General features: G+C 64.6%; 13 protein-coding genes. 10 read left to right on the plus strand and 3 right to left on the minus strand.

The genetic code is table 11. The features are described from left to right. Positions 1 to 673 precede the first annotated feature (673 nt). The 3 genes from icmH to tssJ form a co-directional block, all read right to left on the minus strand. On the minus strand, positions 674 to 1,468 hold the full coding sequence (gene icmH, locus OC534_RS18765; RefSeq protein WP_026070890.1) for a type IVB secretion system protein IcmH/DotU: 795 nt from the start codon (positions 1,466 to 1,468) through the stop codon (positions 674 to 676). Beyond that, the gene (gene tssK, locus OC534_RS18770; protein ID WP_017356832.1) at positions 1,465 to 2,799 is read right to left on the minus strand and encodes a type VI secretion system baseplate subunit TssK; all 1,335 of its coding nucleotides are present in this window, start codon (positions 2,797 to 2,799) and stop codon (positions 1,465 to 1,467) included. The genes icmH and tssK overlap by 4 nt, the downstream gene beginning before the upstream one ends. A 188-nt stretch (positions 2,800 to 2,987) precedes the next feature. Continuing rightward, positions 2,988 to 3,602: a type VI secretion system lipoprotein TssJ gene (tssJ, locus tag OC534_RS18775; protein ID WP_262072372.1), complete on the minus strand. Its 615-nt coding sequence runs from the start codon at positions 3,600 to 3,602 to the stop codon at positions 2,988 to 2,990. A 248-nt stretch (positions 3,603 to 3,850) separates the two neighbouring features. On the opposite strand from tssJ, the gene OC534_RS18780 reads away from it, so the two are divergent. From OC534_RS18780 to OC534_RS18825, 10 genes are all read left to right on the plus strand, one after another. Then, positions 3,851 to 4,480, plus strand: a complete 630-nt coding sequence (locus OC534_RS18780; protein ID WP_017356834.1) for a tetratricopeptide repeat protein — start codon at positions 3,851 to 3,853, stop codon at positions 4,478 to 4,480. Positions 4,481 to 4,516: 36 nt separating this feature from the next. After that, positions 4,517 to 5,017: a type VI secretion system contractile sheath small subunit gene (gene tssB, locus OC534_RS18785; RefSeq protein ID WP_017356835.1), complete on the plus strand. Its 501-nt coding sequence runs from the start codon at positions 4,517 to 4,519 to the stop codon at positions 5,015 to 5,017. A 3-nt stretch (positions 5,018 to 5,020) separates the two neighbouring features. Next, positions 5,021 to 6,514, plus strand: a complete 1,494-nt coding sequence (gene tssC / locus OC534_RS18790) for a type VI secretion system contractile sheath large subunit (RefSeq protein WP_017356836.1) — start codon at positions 5,021 to 5,023, stop codon at positions 6,512 to 6,514. Between the two features lie 140 nt (positions 6,515 to 6,654). After that, positions 6,655 to 7,152 (plus strand): type VI secretion system tube protein Hcp, encoded by a 498-nt coding sequence (locus tag OC534_RS18795; protein WP_017356837.1) that lies wholly within the window; start codon positions 6,655 to 6,657, stop codon positions 7,150 to 7,152. A 140-nt stretch (positions 7,153 to 7,292) separates the two neighbouring features. Continuing rightward, positions 7,293 to 7,784, plus strand: a complete 492-nt coding sequence (gene tssE / locus OC534_RS18800; RefSeq protein WP_017356838.1) for a type VI secretion system baseplate subunit TssE — start codon at positions 7,293 to 7,295, stop codon at positions 7,782 to 7,784. Position 7,785: 1 nt separating this feature from the next. Next, positions 7,786 to 9,621 carry a type VI secretion system baseplate subunit TssF gene (tssF, locus tag OC534_RS18805; RefSeq protein WP_017356839.1) on the plus strand — a complete coding sequence of 612 codons (1,836 nt, stop codon included), beginning with the start codon at positions 7,786 to 7,788 and terminating at the stop codon, positions 9,619 to 9,621. Next, the gene (gene tssG / locus OC534_RS18810) at positions 9,585 to 10,676 is read left to right on the plus strand and encodes a type VI secretion system baseplate subunit TssG (RefSeq protein WP_017356840.1); all 1,092 of its coding nucleotides are present in this window, start codon (positions 9,585 to 9,587) and stop codon (positions 10,674 to 10,676) included. The genes tssF and tssG overlap by 37 nt, the downstream gene beginning before the upstream one ends. A gap of 25 nt (positions 10,677 to 10,701) precedes the next feature. Continuing rightward, entirely contained in the window at positions 10,702 to 13,431 is a 2,730-nt protein-coding gene (gene tssH / locus OC534_RS18815; RefSeq protein ID WP_136007196.1) for a type VI secretion system ATPase TssH, read from the plus strand. Positions 13,432 to 13,455: 24 nt separating this feature from the next. Then, positions 13,456 to 13,809, plus strand: a complete 354-nt coding sequence (locus tag OC534_RS18820) for a hypothetical protein (protein WP_136007194.1) — start codon at positions 13,456 to 13,458, stop codon at positions 13,807 to 13,809. A gap of 221 nt (positions 13,810 to 14,030) precedes the next feature. After that, positions 14,031 to 15,090, plus strand: a 1,060-nt coding sequence (locus tag OC534_RS18825; protein ID WP_262072373.1) for a type VI secretion system Vgr family protein, incomplete at its 3' end; no start/stop codon positions are given.

Here is a 15,090-nt window from a genome sequence, read left to right on the forward strand (position 1 = left end):
CAGTCGATCTCGAACCGGGTGCTGCCGCAGACCGCCTCCTGGCCCTCGAAGCGCTCCACCACCAGGCCGGAGGCCGGGCCGAGCAGCTGGATCAGGCGCGCCTGCTGGGAGGGAGCGCCAAGGGTGGCCAACAACGAGGAGCGAGAGACATCCATATCGACAGGCTCTTGTCAGGGAGTGTGATGATGCGTGTGCCAGGCTGCGGCCGCGTGACGCCCGCAGAGCCTGTTTCACGTCCATGTACCCGGCAACAGTAACAAATCCCATTGACGGGCTCTTTCACCGACCGGCTTCGCACGCCCCCTGACGTGTGCCTGCAACGCAGACGGGAAGTGGATCGATTTTGTCGCATTCAGCGCGACACGGGGCCGCTGCGTCAAATTATAGACAGGAAACTGTGATGAATCGCACGATATTGAGTCGGTGTCGGAGGCAAGTTACTGGCGCGACCTGCCAAGGGACCGGGTGGGGACATCGCATCGAAGGTACGCCGCACACCGATTGGGGAGCAGCAGCGCCGTTTCCACAACATGTAACGTGGCAGGGTGGAATTCGAGTGCACTGTGCTCAGGTCGACACGCGCCTGAAGCAGTGGTGGGCATGCGCGCGATCCGGCGCGACATCCGCATGACGCCGGTGGTGCGGCGTCATGCGGAAGGGTCGATCACCCGTCTCAGGGCAGGGTGATCGTGATGTGCGCGGTGCGCTGCGGCATCTGGACAACGTCGTTGTAGGCCGCCATGCGCTGCTGGGTTTCGTGACCCAGATAGAAGCGCAGACCGAAAAAGCCGATCACGCCAAAGCCTGCCACCAGTGCGGCGGGCAGCCACAGCGGAACAACGCGACGCAGGCTGTGACGGATGTGGTCCGGCGGCAGCGCATGCGGTGCGAACCCGTGGCGCTTTCCCTTGAGGTAGACGATCTCATCGCCCAGCCGCGCGGTGAGGTAGCCGAGCTTCTCGGTACCTTCCAGGCGGTACTTGCCTTCGAAGCCCATCAGCAGGCAGAAGTGGTACACCTCCAGCGACGGCAGGCGCGGTGCGCCCTGGCGGCGCAGTTCCTCAAGCCGGTCGAAGAAGTGCTCGCCGGCCAGATGCTCGCCGAACAGGCGCAGCTGCAGCGGATTGCGCTCCCAGATCTCATGCAGCGCGGAGGGCTGGGACAGAATCGCTTCATCCACCGCCGCGCAGAACGCGTATTTGGCGGCGTAGACATCCTCGGAGGCGATGCCCATGCGATTGGCATTGCGCTCCACACCGTCGAGGAACTTCTGCACGGTCTGCACGAACGCTTCGGCATCCGACGGCAGCTGCCCACGCTTGAGCAGCAACAGCAGGTAGAAGCCGTCGGCCATCAGGTCCTGCAGGCTCTGCGGATTGGCCGCCTGCGGCGACGGCGCGGCCATGCCGCCATGCGAGCTGAGCGAAGGCATCGGGCCCGGGGTAGGGGGCAGGGGCGAATTCATCATGAGGTCACCGCGACAAGTTCCATTTTGAGATCGGCAACGCCGGCCGGCACGTAGATCATCAGCGACTGTGCCTTGAGCATCCGCTCATACAGCGCGCCGCGCGAATCCAGTTCGAAGTAGTGGCTGCCGGGGCGCACCGGGATCGCGGCGGGCACCTGGTTGGCATGCGCCAGCTTCACGCCGGGCAGTGCCGAAAGCACGCACTTCTCCACGTCGTCGGGCGCGCCCACCTTGAATCGGACCGGCACCATCTGCACCAGTTCCTGGGCGGGGATGTCGGCCGATACCGCCAGGTAGAAAGAGGCGTTGTCGTCGATGCGCTGCGAGTCCAGACGTCCAAGGTGGTAGGACGGCTTGATCTCGTTGAGCGCGATCTTGAAGTAGCGCGCCGAGATCACCGTGTCCAGCAGGTTGCGGATGATGTCGAACAGCTGGCGGAACCCCGCCTCCGGCTGCGTGTGCTGATAGCGCGGCAGATCGTTGAGCGCGTAGGCATTGGAAAACGTCAGCATCGCGCCGGCCATGCGCAGCAGCTCCTGGTGCAGGCGCTCGGGATGCAGCTGCGGATGGTGGTACAGATGCGCCAGCGCACTGAACGAGGAGTTGATCGTGTGCAGCAGCCAGAACGAGGCGATGTCGCCCGAACGGAATTCGATGATGTTCTTGGAGGGCTCGCGGTGCAGTCCGTACAGTGCGTCGACCTTGGCCTGCAACGAGTCCAGGATGCCGCGCAGCTCGCGGTGCAGGGTGGGCGAGGCTTCCAGGTGCGCGCACGGCGGGATGAAGTCCTCATCCAGTTCGAAGCCGCCGGTGGAGGTGCGACGGATGCGCGCCAGCGCCACAGTGGCGTAGGAATCGCGCGGGTGCTCGTCGGTGAGCAGCTTGACCGCCTTGCCGAGGAAGCCGAGTTCGGCCTCCACCGCATCGGTGAACAGGTCGTTGGCGGCCCGGTTGACCTGGCGGTAGCGCGCCAACTGCGCGGCGTCGGCGTCGGCACAGTTGTCGCCATCGTCGCGCAGCAGGGGAAGCCCGAGGTGGATCACGGTGGACTGCACGCCGGGCGGCAGGTCCTTCAGCGACAGCGCATCGGGCAGCGCATCGTGGACGGGCGCGTCGTAGCTCTCGCCATCGGGGAACACCGCCGAGATGTCCAGCGGGCGCAGCGTGCCGCCGTTGAGCGCCTGCGGATCAAAACGCACGCGGCGGCAGCCCCATGCGTACGGATGCAGGGTCAGCGAAAGATCCTGCAGCCGTGCCTCGTGATAGGCGTCCTGACGCTGGAAATGCTGGGGCCGCAGAAACAGACCCTCACCCCAAAGAACCTTCGACATCCTGCTTACATACGCCACATTTCAATCCTTGGAAATTTCAGGCAAACCGCACCCGAGGAACGCTAGGTTTCCACACACATTCCCAATACAGGAATGTGAAAGTGAGCTGCGCCTCACATTTTTGATGCGAGGCGAGGCTTGGATACTATCGTATGCTGGAATTCTGACGTCAGAATGAAGTCACCCCCTCAGCGAGGAGAGACGCAGCGCACGGATGCCAGACTGCTCGGATCACCGGAAAGCCGCGTGACCAACGCCGGGCTGTCAGTCGTCAGTGCGCACGCATGGATTCCTACGGTAATACCGTCGGCTGGCAGCGCCTTCTGTTTTCCGTCGAACGTCAGCCGCCAGCGGTTGTCGGCCGGCGCGCGGAACAGGGCAACCACGCCCAGTACGGCAGCGCCTTCGCTCAACTGCTCCTTCAGTTCCTGGCGCGCGCCGGGGGTCAACACGATCTCATTGACCGACAGCAGGTCCGCGCCAAGGGCGGCCTGCTCGCCGTTCTGGTCGAGGAAGGCGTTGAACGGGGCCTGTTCGAAGCGCTGGGCGCTGCGCAGGTGGTAGACCTTCACCACCGCGGCGGTGGGGCGCTTGTCATTGCCGGCATTGAGATTGGTGCCGGCATAGAGCCGCAGTGGAATGGTCGGCGGGGCATCCGGCGCCGCTTCCTTGATGCCAACGGCTTGTAACGTCTTGTCCATAGCCTTGCCAAGACCGCCACTGGCGCACCCTGACAAGGACAATGACATCGCCGTGACAACACATAAGACAGTGTGACGGCCTAAGCAAAAATTTCGGCTCATGAGAGGCTTCATGCATTCTCGGGCGAAAAAGGACAGGGAGAGTGATTCATGCGCGGAAGTCCATTGCGCATACAGCAGAACGCGGAAGACGGTGTGAAAATCTGCGGCGTTGCATTGAAGCAATCTATGCGCTTCACTATACCCTTGCGTATTTGCAGTTGTACACTTGCGGCGGTAGGGGACGGAATCCCGTGTGTAGTATCGGCGGGGACCGGTCTTACCTTTAGGAGTTTCTACGAGGGATTGGCATGAAAGTGAAGGAAAAGGGGAAGGCCGTCTATCGGCCGATGCTGGCATTGGTTCTGCTGTCGGGTCTGGCGGCATGCGCATCGACGCCGAAGAAGGCGGTGGTGCCGCCCTTCGACACGTCGATGACGACCGCCGAAGCGCAGGTGACCACGGCGGGTGCCGAAGCGGCGATCACGAGTTTTGAAGCTGCCTCTCGTGCCGATCCGACCCGCAAGGAACCGTGGGTGCGCATCGCGCAGCTGCAGTTCGATCAGGGTAATTACGCGCGTGCCATCGTGGCCGCCGAAGAAGTGCTGCAGCGCGATCCGGACGACCTTGTCGCCGATGGCGTGCTGACCGTTGCCGGTTTCCGCATCGCCAACCAGTCGCTGAAGCGCCTGCAGGGACGCGGCGCACTGGCCTCGGACACCGCCCGCAAGGAAGCGCAGACGCTGGCCACCACGCTGCGCACCACGATGGGTGAAGCCATCCTGGAACCGCCGGCAAAGCCGAAGGCCACCCGTGCCGGTCGTCGCACCGCACCGGCTGCCCGTCGTACGACCACGCCCGCGGCACCGGCAGCGCAACCCGCGCGTCCGGCGTCGTCCGGTGCCGGTGCGGACCCGTTCCAGAACGTCGGCGGCAACTGATCCGCATTTCGTACGGCCCCCAGTCAGGAGACACCGATGGCCAAGAAGGACAGCATTCAAAAGCGGTTGCAGAAGATCCGCCCCCCGCGGGTGCAACTCACCTATGACGTCGAGAAGGGCGACGCGATCGAGCAGAAGGAGCTGCCGTTCGTGGTCGGCGTGCTCGGCGACCTGAGCGGCAATCCGGAGCAGCCGTTGCCGAAGGTCAAGGACCGCAAGTTCGTCAATGTGGACCTGGACAACTTCGATGAAGTGATGGAAGGCGTGGCACCGCGTGCGGTGTACCGCGTTCCGAACAAGATCAGCGACAGTGGCGGCGAGTTCGGCGTGGAACTGAAGTTCAATTCCATCGACGATTTCCGTCCCGAGTCCGTGGTCGACCAGATCGAGCCGCTGCGCAAGCTGCTCGAATCGCGCACCAAGCTCGCCGACCTGCGCAACAAGCTGGCCGGCAACGAAAAGCTCGAGGATCTGTTGACCGATGTCCTGAACAACACCGAGCAGCTCAAGAAGCTTGGCACGGGGAAGGAGGAGTAAGTCATGGCAGCAGAAGCTACCGGTGTTGCCGAACAGGCGTCCGCTGCGGTCGAGGAGATCGGCCTGCTCGACCAGATCGTCGAGAAGAGCAAGGTCGCCAAGTCCGAAACCGAACACCAGCGTGCCAAGGACATCATTTCCGAGCTTGCCAAGGAGGTGCTGGAAGGCACCGTGGTGGTGTCGGACAACCTCAACCTGACCCTCGATGCGCGCATCGCCGAGATTGACCGGATCATCTCCGAGCAGCTCAGCGCGGTGATGCATGCGCCGCAGTTCCAGCAGCTGGAAAGCACCTGGCGCGGCCTGCACTACCTGTGCCAGCAGACGTCCACCGGCCCGAACATGAAGATCAAGGTCTTCAACGCGCCGAAGAAGGATCTGGTCAAGGACTTCAAGTCGGCGATCGATTTCGACCAGAGCGCGCTGTTCAAGAAGGTCTATGAAGAAGAGTTCGGCACCTTCGGTGGCGCGCCCTTCGGTGCTCTGGTGGGTGACTATTTCGTCGGCCGCCAGCCGGAAGACATGTACTTCATCGAGCAGATGTCGCACGTGGCGGCCGCCGCACACGCGCCCTTCATTTCGGCAGCGTCCGAAAGCATGTTCGGCCTGGAGACCTTCACCGACCTGGGCAAGCCGCGCGATCTGGCCAAGGTGTTCGACACCGTCGAATACGCCAAGTGGAAGTCGTTCCGCGAGAGCGAGGACAGCCGCTATGTGGGCCTGACCATGCCGCGCTTCCTGGGCCGCCTGCCGTACAACCCGAAAGACGGGACCACGGTGGAAGGGTTCAACTTCGTTGAAGACGTGGATGCCAGCGACCACAGCAAGTTCCTGTGGTGCAACACTGCCTACGCGATGGCCGCGCGCCTGACCCACGCGTTCGAGGACTTCGGCTGGTGCGCGGCGATCCGCGGCGTGGAAGGCGGTGGCCTGGTCGAAGACCTGCCGACGCACACCTTCCGTACCGATGACGGCGAAGTCGCGCTGAAGTGCCCGACCGAAGTGGCGATCACCGACCGTCGTGAAAAAGAACTCAGTGACCTCGGCTTCATGCCGCTGGTGCACTGCAAGAACACCGACTACGCCGCGTTCTTCGGCGCCCAGTCGGCACAGAAGCCGAAGAAGTACAACACCGATTCGGCCAATGCCAATGCGATCCTGTCTGCCCAGCTGCAGTACATCTTCGCCGTCTCGCGTATCGCCCATTACCTCAAGGCGATGATGCGCGAGAAAATTGGCAGCTTCGCATCGGCGGGCAACGTCGAGGAATTCCTGAACCGTTGGATCTCCCAGTACGTGCTGCTGGACGACAACGCCTCCCAGGAAGCCAAGGCCCAGTACCCGCTGCGCGAAGCCGCTGTGAACGTTTCGGAAGTGCCGGGCAAGCCCGGTGTCTACCGCGCTGTGGCGTTCATCAGGCCACATTTCCAGCTCGATGAGCTGTCTGTTTCGTTGCGACTGGTTGCCGAACTGCCGGCGACTGCAAAGAAGTCGTAACGCTTTGATGTTGCTGTAGCGTCAAGGGACGGATGTCCCGATTTGCAGTGACGTTTTTCTAAGAGGGCTAAACCCCCTGAACCGCCGGGAGCGATCCCGGCACCCAATCTCACGGAAGACCGGAACTTAGGAGACCAGATATGCAGCACGCTTTTCTTTCCATCGACACCATCAAGGGCGAGTCCCACGACGACAAGCACAAGGATTGGATTGAGATCCAGTCCTTCTCGCAGGATCTCCTGCAGCCGCGCTCGGCCACTGCGTCGACCTCGGGTGGCACCACTGCCGCGCGTGTGAACCTGTCGCCGATCGAAGTCACCAAGTCGATCGACCTCGCCTCCACTGCTCTGAACCAGGCGGCTGCCAACGGCACCACCTTCCCGAAGGCCCGCATCGAGTTCATGCGCGCCGACAAGGACGGCAACGCGATCAATTACTACCTGGTCGAGCTGCTGAACGTGCTGGTTCACCGCGTCACCACCACGGTCGATTCCGATGGTATGCCGCAGGAAGTGATCCAGCTGAGCTTTGGTGCGATCAAGTGGACCTACCAGCAGCAGAAGCCGGAAGGCGGCGTTGGTGGCAAGGCCGTGGCGCAGTGGAGTGCAACCAAGAACATTCCGAACTACGCCGTTTGATGTTGTGTCGCTGCGATGGCGCCTAGCGCGCCATCGCAGTCTGAAACGCCACTGGCAGTACATCGGGCGCGGCCAGGATCGGCCGCAACGCGTGTTGCCCCTCTGCACGATGCAGGGACGCAGACAGACCGGAATGACGAATGAAGGGACTCGAACCCAGCTTGCTCGAAAAATTGTTCGACGATGCCCCCAAATCCAACGGGGGAGGGCATGTGTTCAAGTCCGTATCGCTGGAGCAGTACAAGGAGTCGATCGCGCGCGATCTGGAGGGCCTGCTCAATTCCCGGGCCGCTTTCCAGGAAGACGACATGGCGGCGTTTCCGAACTGCAAGCAATCCCTGTTGACCTACGGGCTGGCCGATTTCTCGGCGATGAGCCTGGCCAACGCCTATGACCGTGCCGCCATCTGCCGTTCGCTGGAGCAGGCCGTGGCGCGCCACGAACGCCGCCTCAAGAACGTGGGGGTAAGCCTGGAAGTGGGCTCCCAGTTCGGGGGTGGGCTGCATTTCACCATCCATGCGCTGCTCGATCTCGAGCCGGCGCGGGAGCCGGTGAGTTTCGATGCGATGCTGCAGCCCTCGACCCTGCAGTACCAGGTCAGCCGCATGCGCCGCCAGCAGGCGACGGTCTGACATGCAGGATCTGCTGCCTTACTACGAACGCGAACTGGCCTACCTGCGGCGCTATGGCCGCGAGTTCGCCGACCGCTACCCCAAGATTGCCGGCCGCCTTCAGCTCAATGCCGACGGCAGCCAGGACCCGCACGTCGAGCGCCTCATCGAGGCATTCGCGCTGCTCAGTGCGCGCGTCTCCAAGCGCATCGAGGACGACTATCCCGAGTTCACCGACGCGCTGCTGGATGTGCTGTACCCGCACTATCTGCGGCCATTCCCGTCGTGCTCGATCGCGCATTTCGACATGGACGGCGTGTCCGCCAAACTCAGCGCGCCGATCACCGTGCCGCGCGGCACGGCGCTGCAGAGCCGCCCGGTCCGCGGTGTGTCGTGCCGCTTCCGCACCGCCTACGACGTGGTGCTGGCACCGGTCGTGGTGCAGTCTGCCGTCTATCGCGGTGTCGCCGAGGCACCGATGGCCACCAGCCTGCCGGCCGGCAGCGGTGCGCAGATCTCGTTGAACGTCCGGCTGGTGTCCGACCAGGCCAGTTTCGACACGCTGGGCACCGACGCCCTGCGCCTGTTCCTGGATGGCGAGCCGTCGTTGCGCGCTGCGCTGCGCGATGCGCTGGCGCTCGGCGTGAAGGTCGCCTATGTCGAGGCCGATGGCGGCGGTCGCTGGCGCCGGCTGGAGAGCGTGCCGCTGCGCCAGGTCGGCTTTGCCGACAACGAGGCACTGGTCGATTTTCCGGCGCGTTCGCATCCGGCCTATCGCCTGCTCACCGAACTGTTCGCCTACCCGGAGAAGTTCGGGTTCGTCGATCTGGACCTCAAGCCGGTCACGGCCGGCGCCAGCCGCAGCTTCACCCTGCACCTGATCCTGCACGCCAGCGCGCCCGAGCGCGGCAACCAGCTGGTGCTCGAAGAGCTGAGCGCGAGCAATGTGCGCCTGGGCTGCACGCCGATCGTCAATCTGTTCACCCAGGCCGGTGAGCCGATCCGGGTGACCCATCGCACCGTCAATTACGCCGTGTTGCCGGATGCACGACGCGCGTTCGCCTATGAAGTGCATTCGATCGACTCGGTGCACCGCATCCGACAGACCCCGCAGGGCGAGGTGATCCAGGCGTTCCGGCCGTTCTATTCGCTGCATCACGGCGAGGATCCCGACCGGACCGGCCAGTACTGGGTAGCGCGCCGTGACGAGGACATCGCACGCCAGAGCCCCGGCTTCGAGACGGAGATCAGCTTCGTCGACCTGGCGTTCAATCCGACCGTGCCGCAGACCGACACGGTGAGCCTGGAGCTGACCTGCAGCAACCGCGATCTGCCCAGCCAGCTGGCCCACGGCGTGGCCGGCGGCGACCTCAGTCTGGAGGGTGGCACGCCCGCGCGTGCGATCGGCCTGCTGCGCAAGCCGACCCGCCCGATGCGCTTCCGTCAGGGCAAGAACGCGCAGTGGCGACTGATTTCGCACCTGTCGCTGAACCAGTTGTCGCTGACCGGCAGCGGCCTGACCGCGTTGAAGGAAATGCTGCGCCTGTATGACCTGTCCGGCAGCAGCGTATCGGCGCGCCAGATCGACGGGCTGGTGGCGCTCGAGCAGCATCCGGTGACCAGCTGGATGTCCGGCAAACAGTTTGCCTCGGTGGTGCGGGGCCTGGAGATCCGACTCACCGTCAACGAGAACCATTTCGTGGGGGCCGGTATTGCCGCGTTCGCCCAGGTGATGGATCACTTCTTTGCACTGTATGTGCATGCCAACAGTTTCACCCGGCTGGTGCTGGTCTCCAGCGAGTCGGGGGAGGAGATCGTCCGATGTCCGGCGCGAAGCGGCGAATCGATCCTGGCGTAGCGCAGCAGCTGCTCGCCGAGCCGCATCGCTTCCAGTTCTTCCAGGCGGTGCGGTTGTTGGAGCAGGTGTTCCAGCGCCAGGGCGTGAAGTCCGGTCAGGCTGTGCCCATGCGGGTGCGGTTCCGCAACTCCCTGTCCCTGGGCTTCCCGGCCACCGAGCTGAGCGCTGAAGGCGTGGCGTACTCGTTGCAGGGCGACCGGCTCGAGGATGCGGCCGCGATCGACGAAGCGCTGATCGGTGAGACGCTCGCCGAGGTGCATCTCACCCCGCACTTCATGGGCCTGCTGGGCACGGCGGGTGCGCTGCCGCTGCACTACACCGAGACCCTGCAGTTGCGCGAACTGTACGAGCGCGACCGTACCGCCCGGGCGTTCCTGGACATCTTCTCGACCCGCGCGGTGTCGCTGCACTACGCGGCCTGGAAGAAGCATCGCCTTGCCCTGCAGTACGAGATCGACCGTCGCGAGCGGTTCCTGCCGCTGATCATGTCGCTGTTCGGCATGGGCATGAACGAACTGCGCGACCGGCTGGTGGACGGCCACGGCGATGTGTTCGACCAGGCCTTTGCCTACTATGCCGGCGCCATCCGCCAGCGCCCGGTGTCGGCGGCGTTGATGCAGCGCGTGCTCGCGGACTACTTCCAGGTGCCGCTGGTGCTGGAGCAGTTCGTGGGTGCCTGGTACCGCGTCCCGGCGGGGCAGGCCACGCGGCTGGGCCAGGCCAATGCATCGCTGGGCTCCAGCGCGCTGGCAGGCGACCGTGTATGGCAGCGCGATCTGCGCATGCGGCTGAGCATCGGCCCGCTGCGGCGCGAGCAGTTCGACGACTTCCTGCCTGGCGGCAGCGCCGAGCAGGCCTTGGCGAAGTGGTTGTCGCTGCTCACCGGTGGCACGCTGGAATATGAGGTGCGGCTGGTGCTGCGCCAGCAGGACGTTCGTGGTTCGGGACTGGGCGCCGGCAATGGCGCCCGCCTGGGCTGGGACAGCTACATGTGCTCGCGGTCGGCCGAGGGCCCGCGTTCGGACACCACGTACGGCATCCATACACTGCAATGAACCAGCAAGGAGCGCGTTTCCCCGCATGAGCATCAATCTCAAGACCCTGATCAGCAAGCTGGACGACACCTGCCGTCTGGCCGCCGAGCGTGCTGCCAATCTGTGCATGTCGCGTGGCAACTACGAGGTTGATCTGGAACACCTGTTCCTGGCGCTGCTGGAGCAGCCGCAGAGCGATTTCGTGTTGATCGCGCGCCGCTGCGGGATCGCCCCCGAAGCGCTGGAGCGCGACCTGTCCGACGAGATCAGCCAGTTCAAGACCGGCAACAGCCGCACGCCGGTGTTTTCACAGCACATTCCCAAGCTGTTCGAGCATGCCTGGCTGATCGCCTCGCTGGACTCGGAAACCAGCCGCATCCGGAGTGGCCACCTGCTGCTGGCGCTGATGACCGAGCCGGAGCTGTCGCAGCTGGCCTATCGCGGCTCCAAGCTGTTCGTGCGCTTCAAGGTGGATGCGCTGAAACATGACTTCGCCAAGCTCACCGAGGGCTCGCAGGAAGCCGGCCAGACCGTGCGCAACGCCGATGCAGGGGCGGGTGAGGGCGATCTTGGCGGCGAGACCGCAGCGGCGGTGGATGGACAGAAGGGCGGCCTGTCCAAGACCCCGGCGCTGGACCAGTTCACCACCAACCTCACCGAGCGCGCGCGCGAAGACCGCATCGACCCGGTGATCGGCCGTGACGCCGAGATCCGCCAGGTGATCGACATCCTGATGCGTCGCCGCCAGAACAATCCGATCCTCACCGGCGAGGCAGGCGTGGGCAAGACCGCCGTCGTCGAAGGCCTGGCCCGGCGGATCGCCGGGAAGGACGTCCCCGACGTGCTGCTGGGCGTGGAGCTGCACACCCTGGACATGGGCCTGCTGCAGGCCGGCGCCAGCGTCAAGGGCGAGTTCGAGAACCGCCTGAAGAACGTGATCGACGAAGTCAAGAAGAGTCCGCATCCGATCATTCTGTTCATCGATGAAGCGCACACCATGATCGGTGCCGGTGGCACCGCTGGCCAGAACGATGCGGCCAACCTGCTCAAGCCGGCATTGGCACGCGGCGAACTGCGTACCATCGCGGCCACCACCTGGAGCGAGTACAAGAAGTACTTCGAAAAGGATGCGGCGCTGGCCCGTCGTTTCCAGGTGGTCAAGGTCGAGGAGCCCACCGAGGCGCTGGCGGCGGCGATGCTGCGCGGCATGGTCGGGCTGATGGAGGCGCACTTCAACATCCGGGTGATGGACGAAGCGGTCACTGAAGCTGTGCGGCTGTCACATCGCTATATCAGTGGTCGCCAGTTGCCGGACAAGGCCGTCAGCGTGCTCGACACCGCCTGCGCCAAGGTGGCGCTGGGCCAGAGCGCGACGCCGGCGATCATTGAAGACACCCGCAAGCACCTGGACCGCCTGGCGGCCGAGCTGTCGGCGCTGGAGCGGGAAACCGCCGGCGGCGCCAGCCACCATGCCGAGCGTCTGGGCGAGCTGCGTCAGCTGCAGGCCGACGCGCAGGCCGTGCTGGCCACCAACGAAGCGCGCCTGACCAGCGAGCGCGCCCTGGCCGATCAGATCCGTGCGCTGCGCGCGCAGATGGAGGCCACCGGCCCGGAGGCGGCGACCGATGTGCCTGGCGCGGCCGACAAGCCGGCGCGGGGCAGGAAGGCGGCCGCGAGCGCGTCGCCGCAGCAGACCGAACTGGACCGCCTGCTCGGCGAACTGCGTGCACTGCAGGGCGAGACCCCGATGGTGCCCCTGCAGGTCGATGGTGGCGTGGTGGCCGAGATTGTGTCGGCCTGGACCGGCGTGCCGCTCGGCCGCATGGTGAAGGACGAGATCCGCACCGTGCGCAACCTTGGCGGGCTGCTGGTCGAGCGCGTGATCGGCCAGGACCATGCGCTGGAGGCGATCGCCCAGCGCGTACGCACCGCGACCGCCAAGCTGGAAGACCCGAACAAGCCGCGCGGCGTGTTCATGTTCGTCGGGCCTTCCGGTGTGGGCAAGACTGAAACCGCGCTGGCGCTGGCCGACATCCTGTATGGCGGCGAGCGCAAGCTGATCACCATCAACATGAGCGAGTACCAGGAGGCGCACAGCGTCTCCGGCCTGAAGGGCTCGCCGCCCGGCTACGTGGGTTATGGCGAGGGCGGTGTGCTGACCGAAGCGGTGCGTCGCAATCCATACAGCGTGGTGCTGCTGGACGAAGTGGAGAAGGCCCATCCGGACGTGCTGGAGATGTTCTTCCAGGTGTTCGACAAAGGCCAGATGGATGACGCCGAAGGACGCGAGATCGATTTCCGCAACACGCTGATCATCCTCACGTCCAACATCGGTTCCTCGCAGATCATGCAGGCGTGCCTGAACAAGCCCGCCGAGGAGATGCCGACCGCCGATGCGCTGGGCGACGCCCTTCGCCCGGTGCTGATGAAGAGCTTCAAGCCCGCCTTCCTGGGCCGCATGAAAGTCGTGCCGTACTTCCCGATCAACGACGACGTGCTGGCCCAGATCATCGCGCTCAAGCTCGGTCGCATCCGCGACCGTGTGGCGGGCAACCACAAGGCCACGTTCTTGTGGGACGACAGCCTGGTCGAGGCCGTGCTGTCGCGTTGCACCGAAGTGGATTCCGGTGCGCGCAACGTTGATCACATCCTCAACGGTACGCTGTTGCCAGAGATCGCGGAAAGCGTCCTGGCAGCGATGGCCGAAGGAAACCGGATCAACGCCATCAAGGTGACCGCAGGGAAGAACGGCGCCTTCAAATACAAGTTGTCCTGAGTTGACTTGATAGGAGACACGAACATGGATTTCTACGGATTCGACCGCGCCAAGGCCGTTGCCAACTGCGACAGCCTGAACCTGGGCCTGGCCCGCGACACCGACAGTGTCCGCGCCTGGAACCGGCTGCGCCCGGAACATATCGTCGAGCTGCTGCACGGTGCCGCCGCGGATGCCCGTCAGGATGCGCGCAACCTGGCGGCGCAGATCAGCCGTGGCAGCTGGCGGATCTACATGCAGGCGCCGGCCCAGGGCAAGGCCAACCAGCTGGTCAGCAACGCACGGGAAGTTGCCGTCAGCGCGGGTGGACGCGACTACCGCCTGCAGCTGAATGAGGGCACCAAGCTGCAGCTTGAGCGCATTACCCAGTCGGCGTGACCGATAGACGATAGGGCGCCCGCCGCAGGCAGACTGCGGCGGCGTCCGGTATCGGAAGTGCGGTGTAAATTGTGATTTAAATCACAATTTAATGGCGATCCACGTGAGAACGCCTGCAAGGATTGACGGGTGAAGATCGCGTGGAGAGTCGTGTTCTATGCTGTCGATCAAAATCAAACCAGACGATAGATGTCGCTGGACAAATGAATGCGGGGAGCACCATGGATTCGGTAACCAAGATAATCGCCGCGCTCGCGGCACCGGCGCAGACGCAGCGCCTGCTGCAACTGCAGACATCGTTGGGGAGCGATGTACTGGTCGCCGAAGCGCTGAGTGGCGTCGAGCAGATCGACGGCACCGGTTTCGTGCTGGACGTCACCGCACTGTCAGTGGACGCCCGGATGTCGCCCGACGATCTGCTGGGGCAGCCGGTGCTGCTGCAGATGCAGGCCACCGGCGCGCCGCGCGATTTCCACGGCCATGTCACCGCGGTGGAACGGCTCGGCAGCAATGGCGGCCTGGCCCGCTATCGCCTGCGTCTGCAGCCGTGGCTGGCGTTCCTGGCCCAGCGTGTGGACAGCTACGTGTTCCATGACCGCAGCGTGGTGGAGATCGTCGAGGACATCTTCGCCGACTATTCCGGTCTGGTGCCGGCCTGGCGCTGGGCGCTGGCCGACCGCAGCCAGTACGCCCGGCGCAGCCTGACCACCCAATACCAGGAGTCGGACCTGGCCTTCCTCCAGCGGCTGCTCGCCGAGGAAGGCATCTACTACTGGTTCGAGCATGCCGGCGACCCCGGCAACGCGCGCCTGGGCGCCCATACGCTGGTGTTGGCGGACAACCATCAAGGCGCCCGTGATCTCGGGGCGGTGCGCTTCCATCGCAGTGATGTCACCGAGCGCACCGACAGCGTGCAGCAGTGGTCCACCGCTCGTCGGTGGTGCACGACCAAGGTCGCGCGCGCAAGCTGGGACTACCGCACGCTCGAACTGCGCCAGGCCAGCGCCGAGGCCGACACCGCGCACGGCGCGGCTGGCGAAGACATCGACACCAGCGGCCCATACGGCTGGCAGGACAACGCCCGCGGCCAGCGCCGCGCGCAGCAGCATCTGGATGCATTGCGCGTGCGCGCGCACACCATCGAGGGGCAGGGTAGCTGGCGCCAGCTGGTGCCGGGCGCGCAGTTCCAGTTGGGCCAGCATCCGGGTGTGGACGCCGGCACGAGCTTCCTGTGCCTGTCGGTGCAGCACCAGGCCCGCAACAATCTCGAGGCGGACATCC

The organism is Stenotrophomonas sp. Marseille-Q5258 (assembly GCF_946900935.1).
Taxonomy (GTDB): domain Bacteria; phylum Pseudomonadota; class Gammaproteobacteria; order Xanthomonadales; family Xanthomonadaceae; genus Stenotrophomonas; species Stenotrophomonas nematodicola.

Bases quoted from the DNA above. Each gene is read 5' to 3' on its own strand.
- icmH (WP_026070890.1), bottom strand. From the start codon at position 1,468: ATGATGAATTCGCCCCTGCCCCCTACCCCGGGCCCGATGCCTTCGCTC.
- tssK (WP_017356832.1), bottom strand. From the start codon at position 2,799: ATGTCGAAGGTTCTTTGGGGTGAGGGTCTGTTTCTGCGGCCCCAGCAT.
- tssJ (WP_262072372.1), bottom strand. From the start codon at position 3,602: ATGAGCCGAAATTTTTGCTTAGGCCGTCACACTGTCTTATGTGTTGTC.
- OC534_RS18780 (WP_017356834.1), top strand. From the start codon at position 3,851: ATGAAAGTGAAGGAAAAGGGGAAGGCCGTCTATCGGCCGATGCTGGCA.
- tssB (WP_017356835.1), top strand. From the start codon at position 4,517: ATGGCCAAGAAGGACAGCATTCAAAAGCGGTTGCAGAAGATCCGCCCC.
- tssC (WP_017356836.1), top strand. From the start codon at position 5,021: ATGGCAGCAGAAGCTACCGGTGTTGCCGAACAGGCGTCCGCTGCGGTC.
- OC534_RS18795 (WP_017356837.1), top strand. From the start codon at position 6,655: ATGCAGCACGCTTTTCTTTCCATCGACACCATCAAGGGCGAGTCCCAC.
- tssE (WP_017356838.1), top strand. From the start codon at position 7,293: ATGAAGGGACTCGAACCCAGCTTGCTCGAAAAATTGTTCGACGATGCC.
- tssF (WP_017356839.1), top strand. From the start codon at position 7,786: ATGCAGGATCTGCTGCCTTACTACGAACGCGAACTGGCCTACCTGCGG.
- tssG (WP_017356840.1), top strand. From the start codon at position 9,585: ATGTCCGGCGCGAAGCGGCGAATCGATCCTGGCGTAGCGCAGCAGCTG.
- tssH (WP_136007196.1), top strand. From the start codon at position 10,702: ATGAGCATCAATCTCAAGACCCTGATCAGCAAGCTGGACGACACCTGC.
- OC534_RS18820 (WP_136007194.1), top strand. From the start codon at position 13,456: ATGGATTTCTACGGATTCGACCGCGCCAAGGCCGTTGCCAACTGCGAC.